We start from the raw sequence: 26423 nt of genomic DNA, 5'->3' as shown, positions 1-26423 counted from the left end.
GAACTTATTTTTCTAGAGGAAAAGCAGTTGTCGATACGTTTAGCACAAACCCACGATGCCGAGGCGATTTCGCGCTTGTCTGAACAATTGGACTATTCCGTTAACCCCGAGACCTGTGCCGAGCACATTGCTTATATGTCTCACCATCCCGATGTCTACCAGCTGCTTGTGCTGGAAAAAGATATGGAAGTGGTCGGCTACATGCAATTAACAGTTGTGAGACACATTCAAACTCAAAGCTATGTGGAAATTTCCGCTCTGGTGGTGGATGAGCGGTTTCGCTCACTCGGAATTGGCAGCAAACTGATCCAGACAGCCAAAGCCTGGACTCAGGAACTGGGCTATGAGCGCCTGGTCGTCAGAACCAACGAAAATCGTGAACGGGCCATTCGTTTTTACAGTCGCGGTGGTTTTCGGGAACTGAAAAAACAAACCACTTTTCAGATCAACTTTTAAACAACTGCTCCGCCTTGTCGAGCACTATCTGTGGCTTCAGTTGCTCCATACACACCACAGACTCACTGTCATTTGCAATTTTGCAGATCTTTTTCCGACACGGAAAACAGGGTAGTTCAGTACACAGGTTATCACTGTGCTGTCCGGTGACTCCGGTATGCTTCGGTGTAGTGGGACCAAACAGTGCCAGCACTGGTTTTTGCATGGCTGATGCCAGATGGACAAAACCGGTGTCCACACCCATAACCCAACTGGCATGAGCAATCCACTTTGCCATTTCAGCAAAGCTTAAACGCTCATCAAATACTTTTGCCGTCGTCTGTTGCTGACTGATCCGTTCCGCCAACTGCCGTTCCTGTGGACTGCCCCAACCGATATAAACAGCGTCGTTAATGGTTTGGCGATCCAGAAATTCCAGCCAGTAACGCTCACGCCAGTGCTTGGTTAACCAAGTGGTGCCGGGGAATACCAGTCCATAGCGGGCCGGGGCTCCATCCGGGCGAGCCCATTGCTGGGGATCGAGTCCGAATTCAGGCAGATGCGGCAACTGCGACTGATAACCCAATGCCTGTGCAAACAGCTGGCGGATACGATCAATAGCATGCTGATCAACAGCTACCGGCAATTTATGCTGATAACATAACGATGCAAGACTTTCGCGGGCCGATGACCAATCGTAACCATAGCGAACCCCATTGAACCGAAAGCTCAACCAGGCACTTTTCATCAATCCCTGGGCATCGATAATGTAATCATAATGCTCTCGCTTGAGTCGCCTGATGGTCTCACGCAATTGCTGCTTAAGCTCGGCGTTGGCATTTTTTTTAAGGGCCCGAAGAGGAACAGCGTGAATCTGCTCCACGCCTCGGTGCCAGCCGGCAATTTCAGCGAACTGCTGATCCACCAGCCAATCCACTCTGGCATCGGGATATATCTGTTTGAGATCGGAGATTGCCGGATAGGTGTGAAAAATATCCCCCATGGAGGAGAGCTTCACTAACAGAATCTTCATGAATAACACGCGGCCTGTAATTTAATAAGCCTGGTAGGATTTTTCTTCAACCAGCTCAGAACCAAACGCCAGATTGATTTCCTTTTTCACCGCCGCACGTTTGTCATTGGTGAAATATACACTGCGTGCCAGTTCGACAAATTTTTCGCCAAAATCCTTTTGTCGTTCACAGTCGCGAATATCATCTTCAATCTTCCACAAACTCTGATTGATCTCTTTCAGTCGCTGTTTCGGGGATTGCAGCTGGGTGAGCTGTTGTTCATTCAGGCACTGATCAATAACCTGCTGCAATTGCACCAGCTCGGCGGAGATATTTTTCAGTTTGTCAGCATCCGTAATGTTGTCCTGTTTGATTTCCAGGATAGTAATTTTATCGATGACTTCGCCCAGCGATACCGGTGTTTGAATCAGCATAACAACTCCAAAAAAATAATGGCTCCCATCAACAAGGAGCCAGTCAATGATCTCCTGATATCAGGAGATCAATTATTTAACGTAATGTAACCATTCAGTATTGACGGTACGCTTGCCATTTACCTGTTCAAAGTAACGGCTCTGAATCTGCGTTGTCACCGGCCCACGCCTGCCGGCTCCAATCATCCGACCGTCCACTTCGCGAATCGGCGTCACTTCCGCAGCCGTACCGGTAAAAAATGCTTCATCGGCAACGTAAACTTCATCGCGGGTGATGCGCTTTTCTCTGACTTCAATGCCGAGTTCATCCGCCAGCTTGAAGATGGTATGACGGGTGATGCCGTCCAGCGCAGAGGTCAGGTCCGGAGTATAGATAATGCCATCACGCACAATGAACACGTTCTCGCCACTGCCCTCTGCCACATAGCCTTCGGTATCCAATAGCAGAGCTTCTTCGGCACCACAGTCCAGAGCTTCCTGCAAAGCCAGCATGGAATTGATGTAGTGACCATTGGCTTTGGCCTTACACATCGAAACATTCACATGATGACGACTGTAGGAAGAGGTTTTGACCTTGATGCCAAGTTCCTGGGCTTCCGGAGACATGTAAGATGGCCACTCCCATGCTGCAACCATGACATGGGTCTGCAGCTGATCAGGACGCAAGCCCATGGATTCGGCACCATAAAACACCATCGGCCGCAGGTAAGCATGGGCCAGATCGTTTTTCAGTATCACCATTTTCTGAGCATCATTGATCTGCTCTTTGCTGAATGGCATCGGCATACGCATGATGTGAGCACTGCGAAACAGCCGGTCAGTGTGTTCGGTCAGCCGGAAAATAGCCGGTCCCTGCTCAGTCTGATACGCCCGTACACCTTCAAACACCCCCATTCCATAATGCAGAGTGTTGGTCAGTAAATGTACTTTGGCATCACGCCACGGGATCATATCGCCATCAAACCATATGTAGCCATCACGATCGGCCATTGCCGGCATTACCATGTTACGTCTCCTGTCAGACCTGCCGCTTGAGTGCAGCAGGTCATTGGTTATTCGAGCCGGGCAGTGTATAAACTTACCTCCACATCTGACAACCGGCTGGGATCAAAAAGCACGTCAATTTCTTCAACAACGGCAGAATTCAGCCAGGCTGTTGTTCTCCAGTTTCCATCACTGTCGTCCATATAGTGCGAACCGCCAGACGATGTTCATTAAAACGTTCGAGATCCTCAGGCGTCTCAAGCAACGAACTCTTTTGCTGTAACATGCAGTAATGACCCTGAGCCCGATAAGCCAGATAAGCATCCAGCAGCTGTCTCGCCTGCTCCTTGGTAAAAAAACCGGCTTGTTCAAGGCTTTCAATCAGGCGCACGTTATCGGTCCAACGGGTTAACTCCGGCAACAAACAGGCGCGGGCCAGTACGCCGTACTGCACCATAAACTCAATATCGACGATGCCTCCCGGATCCTGTTTGAGGTGAAATACTTTGGTATCGTCTTTGCCTTTTGCACGACTGCTCAGGTGAGCACTCATTTTTTGCCGCATATCGACAACCTCGTTACGCAGCTTTTCAGCGTCCCGCGGTATGCACAACACCTTATGCCGAACGGCCTCAAACGCGGCTTTCAGCTCCTCATCACCGGCTATACAGCGGGCTCTGACCAGCGCCTGATGTTCCCAGGTCCAGGCATCCTGCAACTGGTATTTTTCAAACGCCGTCAGACTGCTGACTAATGGGCCCTTGCCACCGGATGGCCGCAGACGCAAATCCACTTCATACAGGGTGCCGGAAGACGTCAGTGCGCTCAGGGTATGGGTCAGCTTTTGTCCCAGACGAACGAAAAACAGACTGTTATCAATGACTTTCGGTCCTTCAGTTTCCAATTGTCCGTGAGCATTGTGGATATACACCAGATCGAGATCAGACTCGTAATTGAGTTCGAGACCTCCGAGTTTGCCATAGCCCACCACGATAAAATCGGGATTGCAGGGCTCTTCCCGGGTTTTCATCGGTCTGCCGTATTTGGCGGTCAACTGCCGCCAGGTGGTCCAGACGCTCTGTCCGACCACCGCCTCAGCGGTATGTGCCAGATAGTCACTGATTTTCATCAGCGGCAATGCATCGGTGAGCTCACAGGCGGCCGCCCGTAACATACGGCCATGACGAAACTGCCGCAGCACTTCCATCTGCTGTTCCAGGTCATCCTCCGGCCAGCGCAGCAGGTGGGCTCTTAACTCATCATTCAGCTGCCGCAGACTGGGCAGTGAATACAAAGCTTCCTGATCGGTCAGTTCATCCAGCAAATAGGGTTTATCACGGAGTATTTCTGCCACCCAGCTGCTCAGGCTCATCAGTTTCAGCAATTGTCGCAGAGCATGGGGGTGCTCCCTCAGCAACAGCATGTACACACTGCGGCGAAGTATGGCATCGAGGAATTTCTGCACCCGCTGCCAGACTACCATTGGCTGATTGAATGCTGACAGTTCCTTTAGCAACAGCGGAAACAGCGCATCCAGCCGTTCCCGGCTTTCAGTCTGCATGCGGCTGACCGGATCACTGTTGATATATGCCTGAATCTCCGCCTGAAGCCCGGCGTCGGGTATCAGACTGAGATCCTGTCGTTGCCAGGCCTCAATCCAGGGCTGATATTCCTGCCCTTCGGTCACCTCATCGGCAGCAATAAAACGATCAAAATGGTCGGAAATACGCTGCCGGCATTGCTGAATAAGCTGTTTGGTTTCATCAATCCCCGTCAATCCCAACACCTCAGTCAGCCGCCGCCAGCCACTGTCATCATCGGGCAGCAACTGAGTCTGCTTGTCCTGCCAGGCCTGCAGAGCATGCTCCACCCGACGCAACAGGTCATAGTCCCGGCGCAACTCATCCACCACTTCTTCCGGCAGGTACTGATTGTCACGGATCACCTGGCAGATACGCCAGATATTGGGTTGTTGCAGATTCAGGTCCTGACCGCCACGAATCATCTGAACCGCCTGGACAATAAATTCCACTTCCCGAATACCGCCGGAACCCAGTTTGATGTTGTTATCCCGGCCCTGTTTGCGAACTTCCATGGCGATCATGGCTTTCATGCTGCGCAGTGCGGTCAAAGCTTGAAAATCCACATAACGGCGATAGACGAACTCATTGAAAACCTGCATTAACTGAACGCTTGCCTGTTCGTCACCGGCGACGACTCTGGCCTTGATCAGGGCATAACGCTCCCAGTCCCGACCCTGCTCCCGGTAGTAATTACGCATGAAATTGAAGTTGGCGGCCACGGGCCCGCTCTGCCCCCAGGGCCGCAGCCGAATATCGACCCGATAGACAAAACCATCAGCGGTTTGGGTATCCAGTAACTGCACCAGTTTTCGGCTCTGTTTAATGAAGTATTCACTGTGGCTCAGACCACCACTTGCCTCTCCTTCTGTTGGAAACGCAAACATCAGGTCGATATCCGACGACAGATTCAACTCCGTCGCGCCAAACTTGCCCATGGCCACCACACACAGTCTTTGAGGTTGGTCGGAATAAGGACACAATGCCGGGGTACCATGTTTTTCCAAAAACTGTTTTTCTATCCAGATCAGCGTTTCATTGACGGCCGTCTCAGCCAGGCGAGTCAGTTCCGCCGTCAATGCTTCAGGGTCCAGGACGCCATTGAAGTCTTTCAGAATCACCAGCATCTGATAACGATTGCGCCAGTCACGCAGCAGTTTCATGACGGCTTTTTCGTCACCTTCATCGGCCAACAGCCGCTGTAACTGCTGTTCCGGAGGAAGGGGTTGATCAAGCTGCTGCTGTAACCAGTCCAGCCAATCAGGGTGCGCCTTGAGTTGCTGCTGCACAAATAACGACAATGGCCAGACCCGGTTCAGCCAGCTCATCAGGGTGTCGGAGACGGTGACGGTCTGGCTGTCCAGCCAGGTTTGGAATTCGGTCATCGGCGCGCCTTAATAAATAATTGAAGGAAAGATACGAATGTGAACAATTGTAGCGGTAATCCGGACGATAAGCAGGTCATGCACGACACCCGCAGTCAAGGGAACTTTATTGCCCTGTTGCTGTCCCAATACGCAACGACTCTTTTTAACCAAGGACTTCTTCATGCGCATACGTCTCGCAGCTCTTTTTTTTGTCACCCTGACAGCCGTGCTGTCCGGTCATACTCTGGCGGCCGACTGGCAGCAGATTCAACAACAGGCCCGAGGCCAGACGGTCTACTTTAACGCCTGGGGTGGATCGGAAACCATCAACGATTATATTCGCTGGGCCGGCAAGGAAGTAAACCAGCGTTACGGCATCAAACTCGAACAGGTCAAAATCAATGATGCGGCCGATGTGGTCAGTCGCATCCTGGCGGAAAAAACCGCCGGCCGGACAACCGATGGTACCGTCGACCTGATCTGGATAAATGGCGAAAACTTTCGTGCCATGAAAGCAAATAGTCTGTTATACGGCCCGTTTACCCAGGACTTGCCGAACTATGCGTTGGTGGACACCGAACACAAGATCACCACGCTGTATGACTTCACCACCCCGGTGGACAACCTCGAAGCCCCCTGGGGCATGGCACAGCTGGTGTTTATGTATGACTCCGCCAGAATCAGCCAGCCGCCACGGAGCATGACTGAGCTGCTGGCATTTGCCCGCCAGCATCCGGGGCGTATGACCTATCCGGCTCCTCCAGCGTTTCACGGCACCACGTTTCTGAAACAGGCACTTTATGAACTGGCTCAGGATCCAAAGGTATTGTCCAAACCCGTCAGCGAGGTGGATTTCGACCAGGTGACCAAACCTTTATGGGACTTTCTGGACCAGCTCCATCCACTGATGTGGCGTCAGGGTAAAACCTTTACCTCGGGATCCGCAGAGATGCAGCAGTTATTGAATGATGGCGAAATTGATATTTCCCTGTCGTTCAATCCCAACGACGCCAGCAATGCCATCAACAGCGGCGAATTGCCAGACAGCATCCGCAGTTATGTGCACCGCAGCGGCACCATCGCCAATACTCACTTCGTCGCCATTCCATTCAACGCCTCAGCCAAAGCAGCAGCCATGGTCGTAGCCGATTTTCTTATGTCACCACAAGCCCAGGCTCATAAAGCAGATACTCAGGTCTGGGGTGATCCCACGGTGCTCTCCATGGACAAGCTCAGCAGTGCTGACAAAGCGTTGTTCGATGCCCTGCCAGCTGGCAAAGCAGCACTATCAGCGCAGGATCTGGCTAACGTGATTCCGGAGCCCCATGTCAGCTGGGTGGAACCACTGGAGCAGGCCTGGCAGCAACGCTACGCACATTAAGGCCCAGGTATTGAACAACAGTCACCTGCGTTGGTTTCCACGACTGACTCTGGCAGCGTTCCTGCTGCCACTGGGGTTTGGTCTGTTTGCCACCTGGTTGCCGGCAGTGGGATATCTGCCGGCCATCGGGGCTCACCAACTGAGCCTGAATCCATGGCAACAGGTGTTCAATCACCCATCGGCGGCCAGCGCCCTGTGGCTGACCCTCAAAACCGGACTGTTATCGGCAATACTCGCCACGCTGTTGAGCCTGCTGCTGTTAATGCTGCTCTACGACACCCGCTTCTGGCGGATCATTCAATGGTTACTGGCACCGGTACTGGCATTTCCTCACGTGGCGTTTGCTGCCGGGCTGGCTCTGCTGATCGCACCGAGTGGCTGGCTGATGCGATGGATCTCGCCGGGTTTGAGCGGTTTTGAAACCCCGCCGGACTGGTTGCTGGTCAAAGATCCGGCCGGCTTCAGCCTGATTCTCACCCTGACGCTCAAAGAATTGCCCTTCCTGTTGCTAATGAGTTTGTCAGCGGTACATCAGCTGGCCATCCGGCAAAGTCTGACGGTGGCCCGCAGTCTGGGTTACGATCAGTACCAGAGCTGGCTCAAGATTCTGCTGCCACAGCTGTGGCCACAACTGCGTCTGCCGGCGCTGGCGGTACTGGTTTATTCGCTGTCAACAGTGGAACTGGCGCTAGTGACGGGACCGACCACGCCGCCAACCTTTGCGGTGCTGATCCACCGCTGGTTTAACGACCCGGATTTGCAACAGCGGCTCACGGCCTCTGCTGCTGCCACGTTATTACTGCTGATCTGTGCACTGGCTGTGATAGTGGTACTGGTCATGGAGAAACTCATGCAACGGTGCTGTCGCGGATGGCTGATCAATGGCCGGCGCAGCAGTTATCTGAAAATACTCAGACCACTGGCTGCTCCGGTAGCTGCCGGTCTGCTGATCATTACCGGCCTTAATCTGCTGGTCACCATATTGTGGAGCGTGACCCGACGCTGGCGTTTTCCCGATGCACTACCGTCGCAATGGAGCGGACGCTACTGGCTGGCCAGCCTGGAACAGCTACAGCAGCCATTTTGGAACACCCTACTGGCCGGGATGGGCTCGGTGCTGATTGCCATAGTACTGGTGGTCGGTTGTCTCGAATACGAGCAGGTGCTGAAACGCCGCAATGCACGGTTCGATCCCAGTCGCACTCTATGGCTGTTGTACCTGCCACTGTTGATTCCACAGATTGCCTTCGTATTCGGATTGCAAACCTTATTGCTGACCCTGCATCTGGAAGCCAGCCGGATCAGCCTGATCGGCGCTCACCTGATCTTCGTGCTGCCCTATACCTTTTTGACCCTGGCCGGCCCTTATCGGGCTTTTGACGAACGTTACCAGACCCTGGCCATCGCCTTGTGTCGCTCCCGCTGGCGTGCCTTCTGGCAGGTCAAACGGGCGCTGTTGACGCGTCCGCTGCTGCTGACCATGTCGGTGGGATTTGCAGTCAGCGTGGCACAATATCTGGTAACGGTGTATGTCGGTGCCGGACGGATTCCCACCATCACCACTGAAGCCGTCAGTCTGGCCAGCGGCAGTGACCGCCGGGTAGCTTCCGTTTACGTGCTCTGGCAACTGCTGATACCTCTGGCCGGCTATACTCTGGCATTGTGCTGGCCCGCTTATGGAAACCGACATTCATGACGCTGATTCTGCAAGACCTCACCATCACCACCGCTGGACGGGCGCCGTTAATCCAACATTTCGATCTGGATATTCCGGCCGGGGCCATCGCTACAGTGATGGGCCCCAGCGGTTGCGGCAAATCCACCCTGCTGGCCGCGATCAATGGAAGTCTGAGCCATGACTTCTCACTACAGGGACAGATCCTGCTGAATGGCAAGGCCATTCATGACCTGCCCATGGAACAACGACATATCGGTACTCTGTTTCAGGACGATCTGCTGTTTCCGCATATGAATGTGTTCGAAAACATGGCCTTCGGCATTCCGCCGGGCACTCACCGCAGAGAGCGGCAGTTGCAAATTGAAACCGCCCTTCAGGAAGCCGGGCTGGCGGGTTTCGAACGCCGCCGTATTGATACACTGTCGGGAGGTCAACGGGCCCGCATCAGTCTGTTGCGGACGCTGCTGTCACAGCCCAAAGCCATCCTCCTCGATGAACCCTTTAATAAACTCGATCAGCAACTGCGCTCGCAGTTTCGTCAATTTGTCTTTGACCTGATTCGCGAGCGACAGATACCGGCGTTGCTGGTGACCCATGACTCCCAGGACCGGCCGGAATACGGACAACTGATTCAACTGGAGAATAACCATGCTTGACCGCTGGACACTGCCACTGCTGAAACGGCCCTGGCGCTTTCTCGCCACCAGAATGGCAGCCGCCGGCATCAAAGCCAATGAGGTCACTCTGGCCGGCTTTGCCATTGGTCTGCTGGCCGTACCACTGTTGGCAACCCAACACTATCTGCTGGCATTGCTGGTTATCACCCTGAACCGGATCGCCGATGGTCTGGACGGCGAACTGGCGCGCCTGCACAGCAGCACCGATCACGGTGCCTTTCTCGATATCGTGCTGGATTTTATCTTTTATGCCGCCGTGGTCTTGGGTTTTGCGCTGGCGGCACCACAACACAATGCCCTGGCTGCATGTGCCCTGTTATTCGGGTTTATGGGGACAGGATCAAGCTTTCTGGCATTTGCCATTATGGCGGAAAAGCTCCACCTGAAGAGTCTGATATATCAGAACAAAGGATTTCACTATCTGGATGGACTGGCGGAAGGCACCGAAACCATTTTGTTTTTTGTGGCATTCTGCCTGCTGCCGGAACACTTCAGTCTGCTGGCGTGGATCTTCGCCGGCATCTGTTATGTCACCACCGCCACCCGGGTATGGTCAGGCTTTCTGACCATTAAGTCAGCGGCGTCCCGAACAGACGCAACGCATCAATGCGAAACGGAAAACCAAGGCCGGGATTGCCATTAACGACAAGTGGTACAGGGGTACCTGGCATCACATCCGCAGATCATGGTGCCTGCCACTGAATCTGCCAGCCACTTAATCTGCCAGACTCTCCCGGATAACACGGTTGGTTATTAGCCAGCCACCAAACAAATCATCCTGATCGTTTTGATGAGCGCTGCGGTGCATCTCTGCATCGCTCACTTAACCCGGCCAAAATGCCCGCCGGGTTAAGTACTGTGTAATCAGCTGATTTGGTAGTTGGCCAGTGTTTCCAATGCTCTGATCATGGCGGAATGATCCCAGTTGGAACCACCATGGGCACTACAGGCATTAAATAACTCCTGTGCAGTGGCAGTATTCGGCAGGGAAACCCCCAACTCACGAGCGCTGCTCAGGGCCAGGTTCAGGTCTTTCTGGTGCAGAGAGATGCGGAATCCCGGATCAAAGGTCCGTTTCACCATTCGCTCGCCATGTACTTCCAGGATCTTGGAAGAGGCAAACCCGCCCATCAGCGCAGAACGTACTTTAGCCGGATCAGCTCCGGCTTTGGCGGCAAACACCAATGCTTCACCGACGGCTTCGATATTTAAGGCCACAATAATCTGGTTGGCCACTTTGGCAGTCTGACCATCGCCATTGCCACCCACCAGGGTAATGTTTTGACCCATCAGTTCAAACAGCGGTTTGATGGCATCAAAAGTCTCCTGCGAGCCACCGACCATAATCGACAAGGTACCATTGGTGGCACCGACTTCACCGCCGGAAACCGGTGCGTCAAGGTACTGACAGCCCAGGTCATTCACCTTGCGGGCAAATTCTTTGGTTGCCAGAGGAGAGATGGAACTCATATCAACGACGATTTTTCCAGCCGACAAACCTTCGGTCACTCCGCCGGCAGCAAACAATACCGCCTCAACATGTGGCGTATCGGGAACCATAATAAAAATAACATCAGCCTTTTCTGCCACTTCACGTCCGCAGGCGCAGGGTTTGCCACCGGCTGCGATAAGGTCTGCGGGAACCTCTCTGGTGGTATTCAGGAATACCTCATGACCGGCACGCAGAAGGTGGCCGGCCATCGGAGTTCCCATGATGCCCAGACCAATGAATCCAAGTTTACTCATAATATTTGCCTCATAATCGTGTCATGAATGGGACAAAGCGGCGGACCATCTCAGCATCGCTTTGCCACCGCTTTTCAGCTCAATAACCGCCGCTTCCGCCAGATCCCATGCCCTGATGCATCCTGCCCAGTACCTGCTGGGCCCCGGCTGCCATCAGTCTTGCATCAGAGGAAATGGTGACAAACTGAAACCCCATGGCGACCCGTTTTAAGGCGAATTCCGGGGTGCCATTATGGATTCCGGCGACCAGACCACGCTCCTGACACTTGGCCAGAATGTATTCGATAGCCTCCACCACCGGCGGTTCAACATCATCGAAGGTCGGCTTACAGCCCAGCGCCAGTGATAGGTCGGAAGGACCAATGTAAATGGCATCCAGGCCATCGACCTTGAGAATTTCTTCAAGATTGTCCAGCCCCTGCCGGGTTTCGATCATGGCAAAAGTGACAATGGTATCGTTGGCATGGTCTGGATAATCCTGCCCGCCATAGAGAAACGCCCGTATAGGCCCGAAACTACGGGTACCACGCGGCGGATAATGAGTAGAGGCCACCAGTTTTTCGGCATCCTCCGCAGTATTGATCATTGGACAGATCACCCCATAGGCTCCGGCATCCAGCATCTTCATGAGAATACCCGGATCAAGCCAGGGCACCCGTACCACCGGCACCGTATCGGTTGTCGAAATGGCAGTGAGCATGTTCACCGCAGCCAGGTAATCGTTCACCCCGTGCTGCAGGTCTATTGTCAGCGAGTCCCAGCCCTGATGGGCCATTGTTTCTGCAGAAAAGGAGTTGGGAATGGCCAGCCAGCCATTCACGACAGCATTGCCTTCAGCCCAGATCTGCCTGAGTTTGTTTGCTCTCATCATTACCTCTTCGATTACCGAACCATACATGGTTTTTTATTGTCGAATGTCCAGCCGGGAATCAGATACTGCATGGCCACGGCATCGTCGCGGGCTCCCAGGCCCTGCTGTTTATAAAGTTCATGTCCCCGCTGAATCTGCTCCATATCCAGCTCAATACCGAGTCCGGGACGTTTCGGTACATTGATCAAACCGTTCCGAATCAATAACGGTTCACGCGTCAAACGCTGGCCGTCCTGCCAGATCCAATGGGTATCAATAGCGGTAATATTGCCTGGCGCGGCGGCGGCAACATGGGTAAACATAGCCAGCGAAATATCAAAATGGTTATTGGAATGTGACCCCCAGGTCAGACCCCATTCATGACACATCTGCGCCACCCGGACCGAACCCTGCATGGTCCAGAAATGTGGGTCTGCCAGCGGTATATTGACCGCCTGCAACATGATCGAATGCCCCATCTGACGCCAATCGGTGGCGATCATGTTGGTGGCAGTGGGCAAGCCGGTGGCGCGGCGGAATTCCGACAGAATTTCCCGGCCGGAGAAGCCCTGCTCAGCACCACAGGGGTCTTCTGCATACGCCAGTACATCGTGCTGTCCGGAACACAGGCGAATGGCCTCTGCCAATGACCAGGCACCATTGGGATCGAGCGTGATCCGGGCTTTCGGGAATCGTTTGGCCAGCGCCGTAACCGTTTCGATCTCCTGCTCGCCGGCGAGCACTCCGCCTTTGAGTTTGAAATCCTCAAAGCCGTATTGCTCGTGTGCCGCTTCAGCCAATCGCACAACTGAGTCAGTATCCATGGCCACTTCGTGACGCAAGCGAAACCAGTCAGAAGTTGATGTGGTCTCATTTCGATAGGCAAGATCGGTCTTATTACGATCACCAATGTAAAACAGATAACCGAGCATCTTCACTTGTTCACGCTGCTGACCGTCACCCAGTAATGCTGCCACCGGAACACCGAGTGCTTGTCCGAGCAGATCCAGTAATGCGGCCTCCAGTGCGGTAACGGTATGAATCGTGATGCGCAGATCAAAAGTCTGCAGCCCACGACCACCGGCGTCCCGATCGGCAAACCGGCTACGCACATCATTCAGAATGGCCAGATAGTTTCCAACCGAACGCCCTTCTACCAGGGCCCTGGCATCTTCCAGAGTCTGGCGAATCTTTTCGCCACCGGGCACTTCACCAGCACCAATATGGCCGGCATTGTCCTTCAAAATCACAATGTTACGGGTAAAAAACGGACCGTGGGCACCACTCAGATTCAGCAGCATGCTGTCGTGTCCGGCTACGGGGATGACCTGCATCTCAGTCACGACAGGCGATGTCTTGGCTAGTACAGAGTCGACGGGTGATATTGTTGTTGTATTCAAGGTCGCTCCTTATTCACAGAGAGTACAAAAGCAAACAATCAGGAAATCATTCCGATCCTGACGGATACTTTTGCCGAAAATGTTAGCGCTGTCATTAAGTTTGTCAAGGTTTTATTTTTCACAACCAGAAGATAAAAAGACGACTAAAATCGATGGAAATGGACGTGGTTAGTTAATAAGGATGATAAAAAGATGGACTATTTCTGGCTCCCAAAGATTGTGTTGTTACGAAATAGTGTTAGCCTTTTCATCGGCAACATTTTCTTGTGAGGAAATCATTTGACGGAATACAACACCCCCCAGGACCCGGCCGGCCGTTCAGCCACTCGCAACAGCAATGACTCCGTTACTCTGGCAGACGTTGCCAGGCTGGCTGGCGTTTCCACCATTACGGTGTCCAGAGCGCTGAATTACCCGGACAAAGTCGCTACTAAAACCCTTGAAAAGGTTAACCGTGCCATCAGCCAGACGGGTTATGTGCCCAACTTGCTGGCGGGCGGGCTGGCATCCCGGCGAACCCGGTTAATTGCAGCCATCATTCCGTCCATCACCAATCTGGTGTATGCAGAAACCATCCAATACTTCAGCAATTCCCTGAATGAATCGGGCTACCAGGTACTGCTTGGCGAATCCGGATATCCTGAACAGAGTGAACAGAAGCTTATCTCTACCGTACTCAGCCGCCGACCGGATGGCATTTTACTGACCGGGGTCAATCATTCGGCAGATTGCCGGCGTCTGTTACTGGCAGCCAATATTCCACTGGTGGAAACCTGGGATCTGACGCCCACGCCACTGGACACAGTTGTCGGGTTTTCCCATGAGCGCATCGGTGTTGCCGTCGCGGATTTCATCGCCAGCAAAGGCTACCAGCATGTCGGCACGATTATCGCCAGCGATCGGCGGGCCCGGTTTCGGGAAAAAGTCATGATCAATCGCCTTGAAATGCACGGCATAGAAGATGTGCTGCGCAGTGAAGTATCGGTCCCGACCAATCTGCATCGGGGCCGTAGCGGTCTGGCCAGCTTGCTGGACAAGGGCTTCCGTCATGGAGTCATCTGGTGCAGCTCGGATATTCTTGCCCACGGCGCCCTGATCGAGGCGCAATCTCGTGGCATCAAGGTGCCCCAGGAGCTTGCCATCATCGGTTTCGGGGATCAGAACTTTGCCGTGGATACCTATCCGGCCCTGACGACCGTCCGTATTGACCGCTCACGCATGGGCAGCATTGCTGCCAACATTTTGCTGGCCCGCATTGCACAACAGGAACTGAAAGAACATGTGATTGATGTCGGCTTCGAAATCATTGAACGGGAAACCACCTAAGCATCGCTTACAAAATGTTTCCGTTACCACTCAAAGGTGTAATGTTGCGCTCACATTCCTTGTCGACCGGCATTTTTCCTCAATCACGCTACTGCCCTCCCGCCTTCAGGCGGGTTCTTTTCATTTCTTTATAACCAATTGATTTAATTGGTTTTTATTGTAGTTTTTTAGCATTTTTCAAGGCTTTCTGAAGACCGTTTGATAACAGCTCCGGCATCAAATAATTTCTTGACAGCCCGAATGACGACTGATAGTTTTTCAAAATGACAGCGCTATCATTAACAAACAAAACAAATGATGATGTGCTGCCTGGGTTTCTTATCCGGGATACCAGGAAATCGCTTAAAAAACAGGCATAGTTTTGATACAGGCCAGCCAAAACCGCCATTTACTGACGTAAATGGGGATTTGAAACCGAAGCTGACAACACCTGCGGGAAAACAGGCCGTTTTTCAAAGACTCCCTGGCTCCGCTAACCATGCTTACCACACTGCAAAGTGAGGAGACGCCGTAATGAAAAAAACAATAATTGCTGTCGCCCTGGTGACCACAACCCTGTTGACCATGTTGAGTGCGAATGTTCTCGCCGCCGCACAATTTCCCCGAAACCTGCGTATTGTCATCGGTTCCACCTCAACCGGTGGCGATACCTATCAGAATTCATCCATAGTGGCCGAAGCTCTGGCCCAAAAACTGGGTATTAACGTAAAAGTCGATGCCGTTGGTGCTACTGCAGCGTTTAATACTTTGAAGCGAATTTCCAATGGCAGCACGATCATGATCTTCCACGATCAGGCTTACCTGGGGTATTTGTACAAACAGAAAGGCTATGAAAATCCGTTCGAGGCTTATCGGATCGGTCCCACAATTGCGATTAATCCAGGCAATGCCTATCTGGTTGCCAAGAACTCCGCTTACAAAACCGTCGATGAAATGATGACTGCCTGTGCCGATGGCACGACCATCCGGGTGGCCATTCAGCCTGGGGGCGTTTCTGAAATCGGCTACAGCGCTCTGAAAAATGCTATCCACATCCAACATCCCGGCAAAGAGAGTTGTATGGTAGCGGTAAACCGCGGCTCCCAATCCGATAAAAACCAGGCCATGTTTGATGGTCTGGCCGATCTCATCAATGGTTCGGTTCAGGGCAACGAGCAGTACACCCGTTTGCCGGCAAACGATCAAAAAGCCATGCGCTTTATCTGGCTGACAGCACGCAAGAAAACCATTGAACAGGCCAATCCCGAAGGTCTGGGTGAAACCAACCGTGACATGTTACTGGAGTACGTCGACCCGAACGTCAATGTCACTCAGGATGGCAGCAGGAACTTTACTTTCGATAAGGAGTTTTTCTTCCTGTTTAATAAAGATATGGACGAAGCGCTGGTGGCCCGGCTCGACAAAGCGCTAACGGAGATTTTTGCTGAAGGCAAAATCCAGAAAACCCAGAAACGTACCTTCTTTATTCCCAACTTCATGCCTTCTCAGGAAGCCGAAGCCTATCTTAAGAACAAAATGGATCAATACGAAAAGATCATAGACTCTCTACAGTAAGAGCTGTTTGCGCTGTCTGTTTGAGGCAGCGCTGTCCGCTTGTACATATTTCCGGAGATATCCGGTCGAGGACTGCCTGTCTCCTGTTAACGTGGATATGAGGTTATCTGAATGAATACGTCTGGTATTTTCTCTGTGGTGATTGAGTTCGACCAGTCCCATCTGTTCTTCCCCAGAATTATCGAATGGCTGCTGCTTATCATGTTCCTTCTGATCATGGTTTATCAGGGCATTCCGTATCTCCGGGAGGTACGGTCCGGAACCCGCTCTTTGCCCTTTGTGTCCGGTCCGCTTGATCTGGTGCGCTTTTTCGGCACCTTGATGCTGACCATTCTTTACTTCGTGATGATGCAAGTCGTTGGTGACCTGTTTCCCAATACCGGCATGGGATTTCTGCTGACCTCCATCCCTTATATGTTCCTGCTGTCATTACTGTATCTCCATCAACGCGACCGGCGTCACCTGCTATACGTTACAGCCACCTCGATACTGGCCCCGGTTATTGTCTGGTTCATTCTGGCCCGTTTGTTTTACATCACCCTGCCCTGAGGAATTTTGATCGTGGAATTCTTGACAGCTCTGACTCCCATGTATTTTTTTCTGGCCTTTTTTGGTGTGGCCATCGGGATTATTTTTGGTGCCATTCCCGGTATGACGGCCACCATGGCCGTGGCCGTCTGCCTGCCGCTCACTTATGCGCTTGACCTGAACCAAGGGCTGGCCCTGTTAATCGGACTGTATGTCGGAGGTATTTCGGGTGGACTGGTACCCGCCATTCTGTTGAACATACCAGGCACTCCCTCTTCGATCACCACCACGTTTGACGGCTATCCCATGACCCTCAAAGGTGAAGGTGAACGGGCATTGAAAATCGGCATCGTTTCGTCACTGTTCGGTGGTCTGCTCAGCGCCCTGATCCTGTTTTGTTTTGCACCACTGCTGGCAGATGTGGCAATCAAGTTTTCGTTCGTTGAAAAATTTCTGATTATTCTGCTGGCACTGACCGTTATCGCTTCGTTGTCCAAAAGCATGATGATGGGTCTGTTTAGCGGTCTAATTGGCATCTGGTTGTCATTAATCGGCACATACGATACCTCGGTGGGCGGCAATGGCGAGACCCGATTGATGGCTGATTTCATGGAACCTTATCTGGCTTCCGGCTTTTCCCTGCTACCAGTACTGATCGGTCTGTTTGGTGTTGCTGCCATTTTGGAAGAAGCCGAAAAAGGCATCAAAGAAAACGCTGCTGATATGAAAGTATCGTTAAAATCCGGTAAAAAATTCTCTTTCAACGTCTTTCGAAACCAGAAAACAAATCTGATTCGTTCCGGGCTGATTGGTACCTTCATCGGCATGCTGCCGGGTGTGGGAGGCAGTGCCGCATCGGTGTTGTCCTACACCCAGGAAAAAAACTTCTCCAAAGATTCCGATCAAATGGGTACCGGTATTGCCAACGGTGTCGTCGCCTCCGAATCCGCCAATAACGGCCTGACCGGTGGTGCGCTGATTCCATTATTGTCACTTGGCATTCCGGGAGACTCCACAACGGCCGTTCTGATCGGTGCATTCACCCTGCAGGGAATTCAGGTCGGCCCATTGTTCATCGGCGAGAATCTGGATACCTGGAATACCATGATGGTAGCGCTGCTCTTCGCCAACCTGGCCATGTTTGCGATCATGTTCTTTGCGATCAAATACATCGCCAAAGTGGTGATGGTACCCAAGTACCTGCTCTATCCGATCATCATGATGATGTGTGTTGTCGGTGCCTACGCCATTAACTATGGCGTCATGTTTGATGTCTGGACGCTGCTGCTATTTGGTATCGGTGGTTATGCTGCTTCCAAAATTGGTATTGAAATCGCCCCCCTGGTCATCGGTTTTATTCTCGGCGGGCAGGCAGAAGTCTACTTTGTGAAATCACTGGAATCCTTTGGCACTTATTCCATTTTCTTCACCAAAAGCCCAATGGCAATTGTGCTCTGGTTGCTGATTGCTCTTTCCGTCGGCTTCTCCATCTACCAGGCAGTCAAGGCCCGAAAGGCTCGACTGTCCACTGCCACTGCTCAGGCCTGACAGGTATCAACCATGACAAACAATCCAGCCACATATGGCAACGTGTCTGCCATGATTGATCCGGATCTGTTTTCGGCAATGGAACCCATCCTGCAACAGGGGCTACAACACGGAAACCTGTATGCCACTGCTGATACCCTGTATTCCCTGCTGGCACGTGAGCCATTGACGAACGAAGTACTGACACACTTGGGAGCAGAAGACAGCGGCTCCATCGCCGAGCTGATCGAACGACTGATGATTCTGCAACGCTGTTATCCGGCTCTCCAGGCTCATAAGAACAGCCTGAATATACAGGCATCACTACTACCGGAAACCTTTATCTGCTACCTGCCACTGGCCCGCTTTATAGCGCTGCGCAGCGAACAGATACAGGCCCGCGAGCAACGAGCGGCAGTCATTGGCATCAATGGCAGCCAGGGCTCAGGCAAAACCACCATCAATGCTTTTTTACAGATCATCCTGACCCGCGGGTTCGGCAAAAACGTGGCCGGTTTTTCCATCGATGACGTGTATAAAACCTACCATCAGCGCCAGCAGATGGCCGCTCAGGTTCACCCGCTGTTTGCGATCCGATCGGTGCCTGGCACACATGATACCCAGCTGGCATTAACCACCATCCGAAACCTGATGTTTAATGCCGACCATCAGTCCGTGCCACTGCCGCAGTTTGACAAAATGGCCCGTCACGGCGCCGGCGACCGACTGCCCGAAAGCCTTTGGCCGGTTATTACAGGAAAGGTTGACGTGGTGTTATTCGAAGGTTGGTGTGTCGGTGCCACCCCGCAGAACAGTGAAGATCTGACAGTACCAGTCAATCAGCGGGAAAAAACCGAAGATGCCGATGGCACCTGGCGTCAGGAAGTTAACCGCCAATTGAGCACCACTTACCAGGAGTTGTTTGAGCTATTGGATGACCTGCTGGTCATTCAGGTTCGCAGCATGGAAGACGTATACCGTAACCGTGAATTGCAGGAACAACATCTGCGCCAACGCCTCCAGGAGGCAATCGAGCAAGGGCGGACGACCACCGGGCTGGGAGCTATGAACCCCGAGAAAGTAGTGGCGTTTATCGGCCTGTACGAGCGTATTACCCGCCATATGCTGACCACTCTGGCCGATGAAGCCAGAGCGACATTGTTCATTGGTGATCATCATCGCATTGAACGTATGCGGGTCAATCTACCTTCAGAACGACTGCGCGGACATTCCGCAAGACCATTAACTCATCACTGATCGGGAACCCATTGCCATGTCTGCTATCCGCATCTTCTGGCCCAGCGGCCAAGTGACGATCACTTTGCGCGATACCATCAGTGCCAAAGCACTGCTGGCTGCACGACCAATACAAAGTACAGCCAATATCTGGGGCGACGAAGTGTATTGTCAGGTGCCGTTTACTGTCGCACCGGAGGCCGATGCCAGCACGGTAGTGGATAAAGGTGCAGTCTGCTTCTGGCTGGAGGGAAACGCCCTGGCTCTGTTATTCGGCCCCACCCCCATTTCAAGCTCCAATGAATGCCGGCTGATCAGCGCCGCCAATATTCTGGGTCATATTGACGGCAACCCGGAGTTGCTGCGATCCATCAATCAGCACAATCCCATTCGCATAGAACCGGTCTGAGCCAGTGTGGCCGGAAAGATACAGTCAGAAACTCAGGAGAACTCATTACATGTCCGCGTCGCTCTGCTTATCCATACAAGTGCATCAGAATGACAATGTTGCCGTCATCGTTCATGACGGCGGTCTCGACGTCGGGTGCCAGCTGGTGGATGGGACGATATTGCTAGAACATATACCCCAGGGTCATAAAGTTGCGATCCGGCAGATACCTCTGGATCAACCGGTGATTCGCTATGGCGAAATCATCGGCTATGCCACAACTACGATTGCACCGGGTGCCTGGGTCAAAGAAGCGGATCTGCGCATGCCGGAACCACCGGCACTGGCGGACCTGCCGATTGCCACACGTACATCGACACCCGCTGCGGCACTCGAGGGTTATAGCTTTGAAGGTTATCGCAATCGTGATGGCAGTGTCGGCACCCGCAATGTATTGGCGATTACCACCAGCGTACAATGCGTGGCTGGTGTTACAGAATACGTTGTCCAACAGATCCGGCAAAAACTGTTGCCCCACTACCCAAATGTCGACGACATCGTGGGCCTGACTCACAGCTATGGCTGCGGTGTGGCAATCAATGCACCGGCCGCTATCGTGCCGATTCGTACGCTCCAGAATCTCATGCGCAATCCAAATTTCGGCGACGAAATCATGGTACTGGGGCTAGGTTGTGAAAAGCTGCAGCCGGATCAACTGCTAAAGGCTCGCAGCCAGATACGAGAGCCTGGCTCTGAAGCCTCGACAGTATCCATACTATCGCTGCAGGATGAACAGCTGCTCGGTTTTGGCGGCATGATTGAGGGAATCCTCGCGCTGGCTGAACAACATCTGCAGCGGCTAAATCAACGCCGGCGAGAACCATGTCCGGCTGCTGAGCTGGTGGTTGGCGTACAGTGCGGAGGCAGTGATGCATTATCAGGCCTGACCGCTAACCCGGCAGTGGGTTTTGCGGCCGACCTGATCGTTCGTGCCGGTGGCAGCGTTATGTTTTCTGAAGTCACCGAAGTCAGAGACGCTATCCACCTGCTGACTCCCAGAGTGGCAGATCAGGAAACCGGCCAAGCACTGTTGCGGGAAATGGCCTGGTTTGATGAATATCTGCACACTGGTCGTACCGACCGTAGCGCCAATACCACTCCTGGCAATAAACGTGGCGGTCTGGCCAATATTGTCGAAAAAGCCATGGGTTCAATCATTAAATCCGGCAGTTCGGCCATTGTCGATGTCATTGCTCCCGGAGAACGTATTCGCAAGAAAGGCCTGACATTTGCGGCCACCCCAGCCAGTGACTTTATCTGCGGAACATTACAACTGGCGGCCGGTATGAACATCCACGTGTTTACCACTGGCCGCGGCACCCCCTATAACCTGCCGATGGCTCCAGTGATCAAAGTAGCCACCAACTCCCGGCTGGCAAAACAATGGTACGATCTGATCGATATCGACGCCGGGACTATCGCTACCGGAGAGTCCAGCATCGAGCAGGTCGGCTGGCAGATCTTTCACAAGATGCTGGATGTTGCCAGTGGTCGCGAGCAGACAGCAGCAGATCGGCTGGGAATATTTAATGATCTGGTGCTGTTCAATCCGGCACCGGTTACCTGACTTGGCCAGCTCAGCATGGTTTCTGGCCCGGCCAGACATATTTAATACAGCAACTATCGTAACCGATTATTTGCCATACTTATCTCTGGCCATAAAAATGTTAACCGGCTCAGCCATGATCCGGCGGTCCGCAGGAAAAAATCAGTTCGATGCTGAGAGACTTTCTCACTCATTATCACTTGATTGAAATCATCTGTGTGAACGTCCCGTACAGCAGATATCCATCACTCATCTTCTGCAAATGGCTGTCATTCGCACAGCCACTGAACAAAAAAACAACAACCCCTGAGATTATATAAGAGAACACTTGATCCCGAAGTCGTTTAACGGAATCATTCACGCCAATTTTTTCTATTATCGGCACAGGAACTTCTATGGACATTCTGGAGACTGCACGTAACGTCATCAGTACCGAAATCGACGCATTGACCAGTATGAATAAACGTCTGGATCAGCGCTTCGAAAAAGCAGTCGAAATTGTTCAGCAGTCACGAGGGCGGGTTGTTGTAGTGGGAATGGGCAAGTCAGGCATTGTCGGACATAAGATTGCAGCGACACTTGCATCTACCGGAACGCCCTCTTTCTTTGTGCATCCTGGCGAAGCGTTTCATGGCGATCTGGGAATGATCCGTCCCATGGATGTTGCGCTGTTAATTTCCAACAGTGGCGAGACCGAAGAAGTGATTCGTCTGCTGTCATTTCTGGAATATCAGCAAAATGCGGTTATAGCCATGACCGGTAATCCGGACTCTACCCTGGCCAGACACGCCGATACCGTGCTGGATATTTCCGTTGATCGTGAAGCCTGTAGTAACAACCTTGCCCCCACCTCCTCCACAACAGCCACCCTGGTTATGGGTGATGCTCTGGCAGTGACGCTTTCGTCACTGAAAAATTTCCAACCGGAGGATTTTGCCCGTTTTCATCCGGGAGGCAACCTTGGTCGCCGATTGTTAACCCGGGTCAAGGATATTATGCACAGTCGATCACTGCCGGTCTGTTCTCCGGAGGCCACATTCCGTGAAGTCGTACATGTCATGACAGAAGGGCGTCTGGGTGTCGCGCTGATAATGAATGGAGCATCTTTGCGTGGCATCATCACTGATGGCGATGTCCGACGCACCCTCGAGCTCAACGATAATCCTCTGGCCCTGCTGGCCTCGGAAGTCATGACATCAAATCCCAAGACGATCAATGAAAATGAACGCTTTGCCGTGGCCGAGGAATACATGAACCAGAACAAAATCAATGCGCTGGTCGTGGTGAATGATGAAGGTACCGTGAGCGGTATATTGCAAATTTACGATCTGCAACGAAGTAATTCCTGATCTGCTGCACGGACAAAATCATTCGATGCTGGGACTGACTTCCAGAGGCATTGCAAACATACCATTCCTGAGCCGTTTTCTGGGTGAAGGGATTATCCGTATCAGACGTTGGCAACGTTCGTCGACAGTGCGGGCAATTATTGGCTGGGGACAACGTCCTTCCACACGGCGTTCGCGCGCCACGGCAAAACGCCTCAATGTACCGTTCATTGCCCTGGAAGACGGACTGTTGCGTTCGTTTGGTACCGGCAGCCATTTTCCACCGCTATCGCTGGTTATCGATCACAGCGGTATTTATTACGATGCCAACACTTCTTCCGATCTGGAAAAGCTGTTGAACTCTGATCGTCCACTACTGACTTCAGACAGCCTCGACATTAAAACGGAAATATGCCGCCTAAAACTCAGTAAGTACAATCATGCCCCCGTTACCCAGCTGAAACTAAAACAACCAGCCATACTGGTGGTCGATCAGACCTGGGGTGATATGGGCGTGACTCTGGCCAATGCGGATGCCCGCACCTTCCAGACCATGCTGACGGCTGCTATCACAGAAAACCCGGATGCAACGATTTATATAAAAACTCATCCGGAAGTTTCATCCGGGCAGAAAGCCGGTTATTTAACCGATATCGCAGACACCGACAAAATCATCAAAATAACCGGGTCAGTGAATCCCATGAGCCTGATTGAACAGGCAGATAAAGTGTATGTAGTCAGCTCAACCATGGGATTTGAAGCATTGCTGTTGAACAAACCCGTGAGTTGTTTTGGGCTCCCCTGGTATGCCGGCTGGGGGGTTACCGATGATCGCCAGCATTGTCCACGCAGAGTACGACAGCGCTCCATCGATGAATTGTTCAGCGCGGCGTATCTGCATTACTGCCGTTATCTTGACCCTTATACTCACCAACCCGGACAGATTCTTGATGTCATCCGCTGGCTACAGCATCAGCGACAAATGGCGAGCCAATATTCCGGACGGATGATTGTCATTGGCTGGCGCCGCTGGCGGGCTCACAACCTGAAACCGCTGTTATCACTTTATCCGGAAAAGATATTGTTTGCCGATACCTGCAGCAAAGCGGCGAAACTGCAGCTGCGGCCGGATGACTGTCTGCTGACCTGGGGACAGAATGAACCGGAAGGTTTGCAGCAGCTGTCCCAAGCCGCGGGCGCCAGAGTCTTGCGTATTGAGGATGGTTTTATTCGTTCAGTCGGTTTAGGGTCTGACCTGATCCGACCGATGTCTTTGGTATTCGATGAACAGGGTGTGTACTTTGACCCGCGCTACCCATCATCCCTTGAAACCATATTGAGCCATAGTCGTTTCGATGACAAAGAACTGTTACGGGCACAAAATGTGCGTGCCTTCATCGTCAATCATGGCATCAGCAAATACAATGTTGAGAGTCGGAAACCGGTCAACTGGAACAGTCAGGGTAAAAAAATATTACTGGTACCCGGGCAGGTCGAAACAGATGCATCTATTCTTTATGGATGCACAACTGTAAAGACCAATCTGGATTTATTGAAGGCAGCCCGATCTGCTGATCCTGATGCATTTATTGTCTATAAACCGCATCCGGATGTGATGTCACTGAATCGGCGTGGCCGCTTGGCCATGTCAGCGGCAGCTCAATGGGCAGATCATATTGAAACTGAATCATCCGTTGTAAGTTGTCTGGACGCCTGTCATGAAGTACATACCATGACATCGTTAACGGGATTCGATGCGCTCTTGCGCAACAAGAAAGTCGTAGTATATGGTCAGCCTTTTTATGCTGGCTGGGGATTGACGGTTGATAAAGAAAGTGACGGAATTGCCTTTACCCGCAGACAGCGAAAACTGTCTTTGGATGAACTGGTAGCAGGCTCACTATTACGCTATCCGATTTACTGGGACTGGTCGCTGAACGGCTACACCAGTTGTGAATCGGTTTTAAGAGAAATTGTGGAACAGCGCTCCGCACTGGAGCACAACGGGAGATTGCAAACATTACAACGCGGCTACCTACGACGCCAAGGCCGGAAACTCCGCGTACTGATCAGCGCCTGGACAGCGAAAGTATGATATCACCGGGAATTCAGAGTTTTTCCGGTAAGAGAGTTCTGTTGCTGCAGGGACCGATTGGACCTTTTTTCCGTCTTCTTGCAAAAGATTTAAAAGCTGTCGGCGCAAAAGTATTCAAGATCAATTTCAATGCCGGAGACTGGCTATTTTATCCCACGGATGCTCTGAACTATCGCGGCACCATGGACGACTGGCCACTGTGGTTTGAAGATCTTGTGCTACGACTGAAAATAGATACGGTGTTGCTCTTTGGAGACTGCCGCCCAATCCATCGTGCCGCTCATGCAATTGCCACCAAACTGGAACTGGATGTCGGCGTATTCGAAGAAGGCTACATTCGGCCCGACTACATCACACTGGAACGTTCTGGCGTTAACGGTCATTCAAAAATTCCCAGACATCCTGAGCTGTTTAAAAAAGTGACGGCACCGGTCGCACAAACCCATCCCATTCCTAAAACCTACAATCTGATGGTCTGGTACGGCTTCTGTTACTTTACCATTGGCAGCTTTGGTGCCCCGTGGTTTATTCACTACAAGCATCATCGCCCGTTGACGATCCTGGAGGCATTGCCCTGGCTTCGCTCCGCCTGGCGCAAACTGAAGTACAAATGGCTTGAACGCGGTCAGCAGGACGATCTGGTGCAAAACTGGAGCAATCACTTTTTCCTGGTGCCTTTGCAGGTGTTTAACGATTCCCAGATCACGGTTCACGCGGATTGCATCAATATTCGGCATTTTATCAAGCAGACACTGAACTCGTTCGCCGCTCATGCACCCGCCGATACTCTGTTGGTCTTCAAACATCACCCGATGGATCGCGGTTACTGTAACTACCGGACCCTGATCAAACGGCTGGCTGACCGCGCCGGAGTCTCTGACCGGGTTCGCTACATCCATGATCAACATCTGCCCACATTACTTGATCACGCCCGTGGGGTAGTAGTGGTCAACAGTACGGTAGGGTTTTCGGCGCTTTATCATGGCACACCCACCAAGACCTGCGGCCGGGCTTTTTATAACATGGAGGGGCTGACGTACCAGGGCTCACTGGATGATTTCTGGCAACAGACAGAGAATATTCACCTGGATAAGCTGCTGTATAAAAATGTCCGAAACTATGTGATTACCCGAACCCAGCTTAATGGCAGTTTTTATAAGAAGATCAAAAATGCCGGGTTCCATTCCGGAGTTATTTTCCCAAACTCACCCAAAACCCGCCCTTAAAGATCGTCCGCCACGATCCGGTTGCTGATTAGCTGCCGGACCGGGCACAGACCTGACAGGAGAA

General features: G+C 52.2%; 23 protein-coding genes. 15 read left to right on the top strand and 8 right to left on the bottom strand.

The annotated features are described in order from the left end of the window. Positions 1–27: 27 nt before the first annotated feature. Complete coding sequence (locus YC6258_RS27180; protein WP_052830155.1) at positions 28–456, top strand: GNAT family N-acetyltransferase; 429 nt, start codon at positions 28–30, stop codon at positions 454–456. Here YC6258_RS27180 and waaC read toward each other — a convergent pair. The 5 genes from waaC to YC6258_RS30175 form a co-directional block, all read right to left on the bottom strand. After that, positions 446–1468 carry a lipopolysaccharide heptosyltransferase I gene (gene waaC / locus YC6258_RS08155; protein ID WP_082070609.1) on the bottom strand — a complete coding sequence of 341 codons (1023 nt, stop codon included), beginning with the start codon at positions 1466–1468 and terminating at the stop codon, positions 446–448. The two genes, YC6258_RS27180 and waaC, sit on opposite strands and share 11 nt — an antisense overlap. 21 nt (positions 1469–1489) lie before the next feature. Continuing rightward, on the bottom strand, positions 1490–1882 hold the full coding sequence (locus YC6258_RS08150) for a DUF6165 family protein (RefSeq protein WP_044616562.1): 393 nt from the start codon (positions 1880–1882) through the stop codon (positions 1490–1492). A gap of 72 nt (positions 1883–1954) precedes the next feature. After that, positions 1955–2887, bottom strand: coding sequence for a branched-chain amino acid transaminase (locus YC6258_RS08145; protein ID WP_211264654.1), 933 nt, complete (start codon positions 2885–2887; stop codon positions 1955–1957). A gap of 139 nt (positions 2888–3026) precedes the next feature. Beyond that, on the bottom strand, positions 3027–5831 hold the full coding sequence (gene glnE / locus YC6258_RS08140; protein ID WP_044616561.1) for a bifunctional [glutamate--ammonia ligase]-adenylyl-L-tyrosine phosphorylase/[glutamate--ammonia-ligase] adenylyltransferase: 2805 nt from the start codon (positions 5829–5831) through the stop codon (positions 3027–3029). A gap of 9 nt (positions 5832–5840) precedes the next feature. Beyond that, positions 5841–5996, bottom strand: coding sequence for a hypothetical protein (locus YC6258_RS30175; protein WP_169748947.1), 156 nt, complete (start codon positions 5994–5996; stop codon positions 5841–5843). Here YC6258_RS30175 and YC6258_RS08135 point away from each other — a divergent pair. The 4 genes from YC6258_RS08135 to YC6258_RS08120 are packed head-to-tail and all read left to right on the top strand — an operon-like array spanning position 5995 to position 10192. Then, positions 5995–7194, top strand: a complete 1200-nt coding sequence (locus YC6258_RS08135; RefSeq protein ID WP_044616560.1) for an ABC transporter substrate-binding protein — start codon at positions 5995–5997, stop codon at positions 7192–7194. The two genes, YC6258_RS30175 and YC6258_RS08135, sit on opposite strands and share 2 nt — an antisense overlap. Next, entirely contained in the window at positions 7139–8890 is a 1752-nt protein-coding gene (locus YC6258_RS08130; RefSeq protein WP_144407587.1) for an ABC transporter permease, read from the top strand. The genes YC6258_RS08135 and YC6258_RS08130 overlap by 56 nt, the downstream gene beginning before the upstream one ends. Further along, a complete protein-coding gene (locus tag YC6258_RS08125) occupies positions 8887–9528 on the top strand; it encodes an ATP-binding cassette domain-containing protein (protein WP_044616558.1) in 642 nt (213 codons plus the stop codon). Before YC6258_RS08130 ends, YC6258_RS08125 begins: the two co-directional genes overlap by 4 nt. Continuing rightward, positions 9521–10192 carry a CDP-alcohol phosphatidyltransferase family protein gene (locus YC6258_RS08120; protein ID WP_044616557.1) on the top strand — a complete coding sequence of 224 codons (672 nt, stop codon included), beginning with the start codon at positions 9521–9523 and terminating at the stop codon, positions 10190–10192. The genes YC6258_RS08125 and YC6258_RS08120 overlap by 8 nt, the downstream gene beginning before the upstream one ends. Before the next feature lie 221 nt (positions 10193–10413). Here YC6258_RS08120 and glxR read toward each other — a convergent pair whose 3' ends face one another. From glxR to gudD, 3 genes are all read right to left on the bottom strand, one after another. Then, positions 10414–11295 carry a 2-hydroxy-3-oxopropionate reductase gene (gene glxR / locus YC6258_RS08115; protein WP_044616556.1) on the bottom strand — a complete coding sequence of 294 codons (882 nt, stop codon included), beginning with the start codon at positions 11293–11295 and terminating at the stop codon, positions 10414–10416. A gap of 79 nt (positions 11296–11374) precedes the next feature. Beyond that, positions 11375–12163, bottom strand: a complete 789-nt coding sequence (locus YC6258_RS08110) for an HpcH/HpaI aldolase family protein (protein ID WP_044619868.1) — start codon at positions 12161–12163, stop codon at positions 11375–11377. 14 nt (positions 12164–12177) lie between these two features. Continuing rightward, positions 12178–13545 carry a glucarate dehydratase gene (gene gudD, locus YC6258_RS08105; RefSeq protein ID WP_245627023.1) on the bottom strand — a complete coding sequence of 456 codons (1368 nt, stop codon included), beginning with the start codon at positions 13543–13545 and terminating at the stop codon, positions 12178–12180. A 279-nt stretch (positions 13546–13824) separates the two neighbouring features. On the opposite strand from gudD, the gene YC6258_RS08100 reads away from it, so the two are divergent. The 10 genes from YC6258_RS08100 (at position 13825) to YC6258_RS08040 (ending at position 26359) form a co-directional block, all read left to right on the top strand. Beyond that, positions 13825–14871 carry a LacI family DNA-binding transcriptional regulator gene (locus YC6258_RS08100; RefSeq protein WP_082070608.1) on the top strand — a complete coding sequence of 349 codons (1047 nt, stop codon included), beginning with the start codon at positions 13825–13827 and terminating at the stop codon, positions 14869–14871. 513 nt (positions 14872–15384) lie between these two features. Beyond that, positions 15385–16425 (top strand): type 2 periplasmic-binding domain-containing protein, encoded by a 1041-nt coding sequence (locus YC6258_RS08090; protein WP_044616554.1) that lies wholly within the window; start codon positions 15385–15387, stop codon positions 16423–16425. A 111-nt stretch (positions 16426–16536) separates the two neighbouring features. After that, entirely contained in the window at positions 16537–16974 is a 438-nt protein-coding gene (locus YC6258_RS08085) for a tripartite tricarboxylate transporter TctB family protein (protein WP_044616553.1), read from the top strand. Between the two features lie 12 nt (positions 16975–16986). After that, complete coding sequence (locus tag YC6258_RS08080; RefSeq protein WP_044616552.1) at positions 16987–18501, top strand: tripartite tricarboxylate transporter permease; 1515 nt, start codon at positions 16987–16989, stop codon at positions 18499–18501. Positions 18502–18513: 12 nt separating this feature from the next. After that, positions 18514–19737 carry a hypothetical protein gene (locus YC6258_RS08075; protein ID WP_052830153.1) on the top strand — a complete coding sequence of 408 codons (1224 nt, stop codon included), beginning with the start codon at positions 18514–18516 and terminating at the stop codon, positions 19735–19737. Between the two features lie 16 nt (positions 19738–19753). Next, a complete protein-coding gene (locus tag YC6258_RS08070; protein ID WP_044616551.1) occupies positions 19754–20125 on the top strand; it encodes a cyclophilin-like family protein in 372 nt (123 codons plus the stop codon). Between the two features lie 49 nt (positions 20126–20174). Beyond that, positions 20175–21731 (top strand): galactarate dehydratase, encoded by a 1557-nt coding sequence (garD, locus tag YC6258_RS08065; RefSeq protein WP_044616550.1) that lies wholly within the window; start codon positions 20175–20177, stop codon positions 21729–21731. Between the two features lie 374 nt (positions 21732–22105). Then, positions 22106–23059, top strand: coding sequence for a KpsF/GutQ family sugar-phosphate isomerase (locus YC6258_RS08050; RefSeq protein WP_044616547.1), 954 nt, complete (start codon positions 22106–22108; stop codon positions 23057–23059). A gap of 25 nt (positions 23060–23084) precedes the next feature. Beyond that, positions 23085–25133, top strand: coding sequence for a capsular polysaccharide biosynthesis protein (locus YC6258_RS08045; protein ID WP_044616546.1), 2049 nt, complete (start codon positions 23085–23087; stop codon positions 25131–25133). After that, positions 25130–26359: a capsule biosynthesis protein gene (locus tag YC6258_RS08040; protein ID WP_044616545.1), complete on the top strand. Its 1230-nt coding sequence runs from the start codon at positions 25130–25132 to the stop codon at positions 26357–26359. The genes YC6258_RS08045 and YC6258_RS08040 overlap by 4 nt, the downstream gene beginning before the upstream one ends. Positions 26360–26423 lie beyond the last annotated feature (64 nt).

Source organism: Gynuella sunshinyii YC6258, assembly GCF_000940805.1.
Taxonomy (GTDB): Bacteria; Pseudomonadota; Gammaproteobacteria; order Pseudomonadales; family Natronospirillaceae; genus Gynuella; species Gynuella sunshinyii.
The sequence above is the reverse complement of the archived record's forward strand: the minus strand, read 5'-3'. Positions and strand labels throughout refer to the sequence as shown.

What these genes read in the sequence shown, in the direction of transcription:
- YC6258_RS08085 (WP_044616553.1), top strand. Translation starts at nt 16,537, where the DNA reads ATGAATACGTCTGGTATTTTCTCTGTGGTGATTGAGTTCGACCAGTCC.
- YC6258_RS30175 (WP_169748947.1), bottom strand. Translation starts at nt 5,996, where the DNA reads ATGAAGAAGTCCTTGGTTAAAAAGAGTCGTTGCGTATTGGGACAGCAA.
- YC6258_RS08040 (WP_044616545.1), top strand. Translation starts at nt 25,130, where the DNA reads ATGATATCACCGGGAATTCAGAGTTTTTCCGGTAAGAGAGTTCTGTTG.
- YC6258_RS08145 (WP_211264654.1), bottom strand. Translation starts at nt 2,887, where the DNA reads ATGGTAATGCCGGCAATGGCCGATCGTGATGGCTACATATGGTTTGAT.
- garD (WP_044616550.1), top strand. Translation starts at nt 20,175, where the DNA reads ATGTCCGCGTCGCTCTGCTTATCCATACAAGTGCATCAGAATGACAAT.
- YC6258_RS08135 (WP_044616560.1), top strand. Translation starts at nt 5,995, where the DNA reads ATGCGCATACGTCTCGCAGCTCTTTTTTTTGTCACCCTGACAGCCGTG.
- YC6258_RS08070 (WP_044616551.1), top strand. Translation starts at nt 19,754, where the DNA reads ATGTCTGCTATCCGCATCTTCTGGCCCAGCGGCCAAGTGACGATCACT.
- YC6258_RS08075 (WP_052830153.1), top strand. Translation starts at nt 18,514, where the DNA reads ATGACAAACAATCCAGCCACATATGGCAACGTGTCTGCCATGATTGAT.
- YC6258_RS08130 (WP_144407587.1), top strand. Translation starts at nt 7,139, where the DNA reads ATGTCAGCTGGGTGGAACCACTGGAGCAGGCCTGGCAGCAACGCTACG.
- glxR (WP_044616556.1), bottom strand. Translation starts at nt 11,295, where the DNA reads ATGAGTAAACTTGGATTCATTGGTCTGGGCATCATGGGAACTCCGATG.
- glnE (WP_044616561.1), bottom strand. Translation starts at nt 5,831, where the DNA reads ATGACCGAATTCCAAACCTGGCTGGACAGCCAGACCGTCACCGTCTCC.
- YC6258_RS08125 (WP_044616558.1), top strand. Translation starts at nt 8,887, where the DNA reads ATGACGCTGATTCTGCAAGACCTCACCATCACCACCGCTGGACGGGCG.
- YC6258_RS08150 (WP_044616562.1), bottom strand. Translation starts at nt 1,882, where the DNA reads ATGCTGATTCAAACACCGGTATCGCTGGGCGAAGTCATCGATAAAATT.
- YC6258_RS08120 (WP_044616557.1), top strand. Translation starts at nt 9,521, where the DNA reads ATGCTTGACCGCTGGACACTGCCACTGCTGAAACGGCCCTGGCGCTTT.
- YC6258_RS08045 (WP_044616546.1), top strand. Translation starts at nt 23,085, where the DNA reads ATGCTGGGACTGACTTCCAGAGGCATTGCAAACATACCATTCCTGAGC.
- YC6258_RS08110 (WP_044619868.1), bottom strand. Translation starts at nt 12,163, where the DNA reads ATGAGAGCAAACAAACTCAGGCAGATCTGGGCTGAAGGCAATGCTGTC.
- waaC (WP_082070609.1), bottom strand. Translation starts at nt 1,468, where the DNA reads ATGAAGATTCTGTTAGTGAAGCTCTCCTCCATGGGGGATATTTTTCAC.
- YC6258_RS08090 (WP_044616554.1), top strand. Translation starts at nt 15,385, where the DNA reads ATGAAAAAAACAATAATTGCTGTCGCCCTGGTGACCACAACCCTGTTG.
- YC6258_RS08050 (WP_044616547.1), top strand. Translation starts at nt 22,106, where the DNA reads ATGGACATTCTGGAGACTGCACGTAACGTCATCAGTACCGAAATCGAC.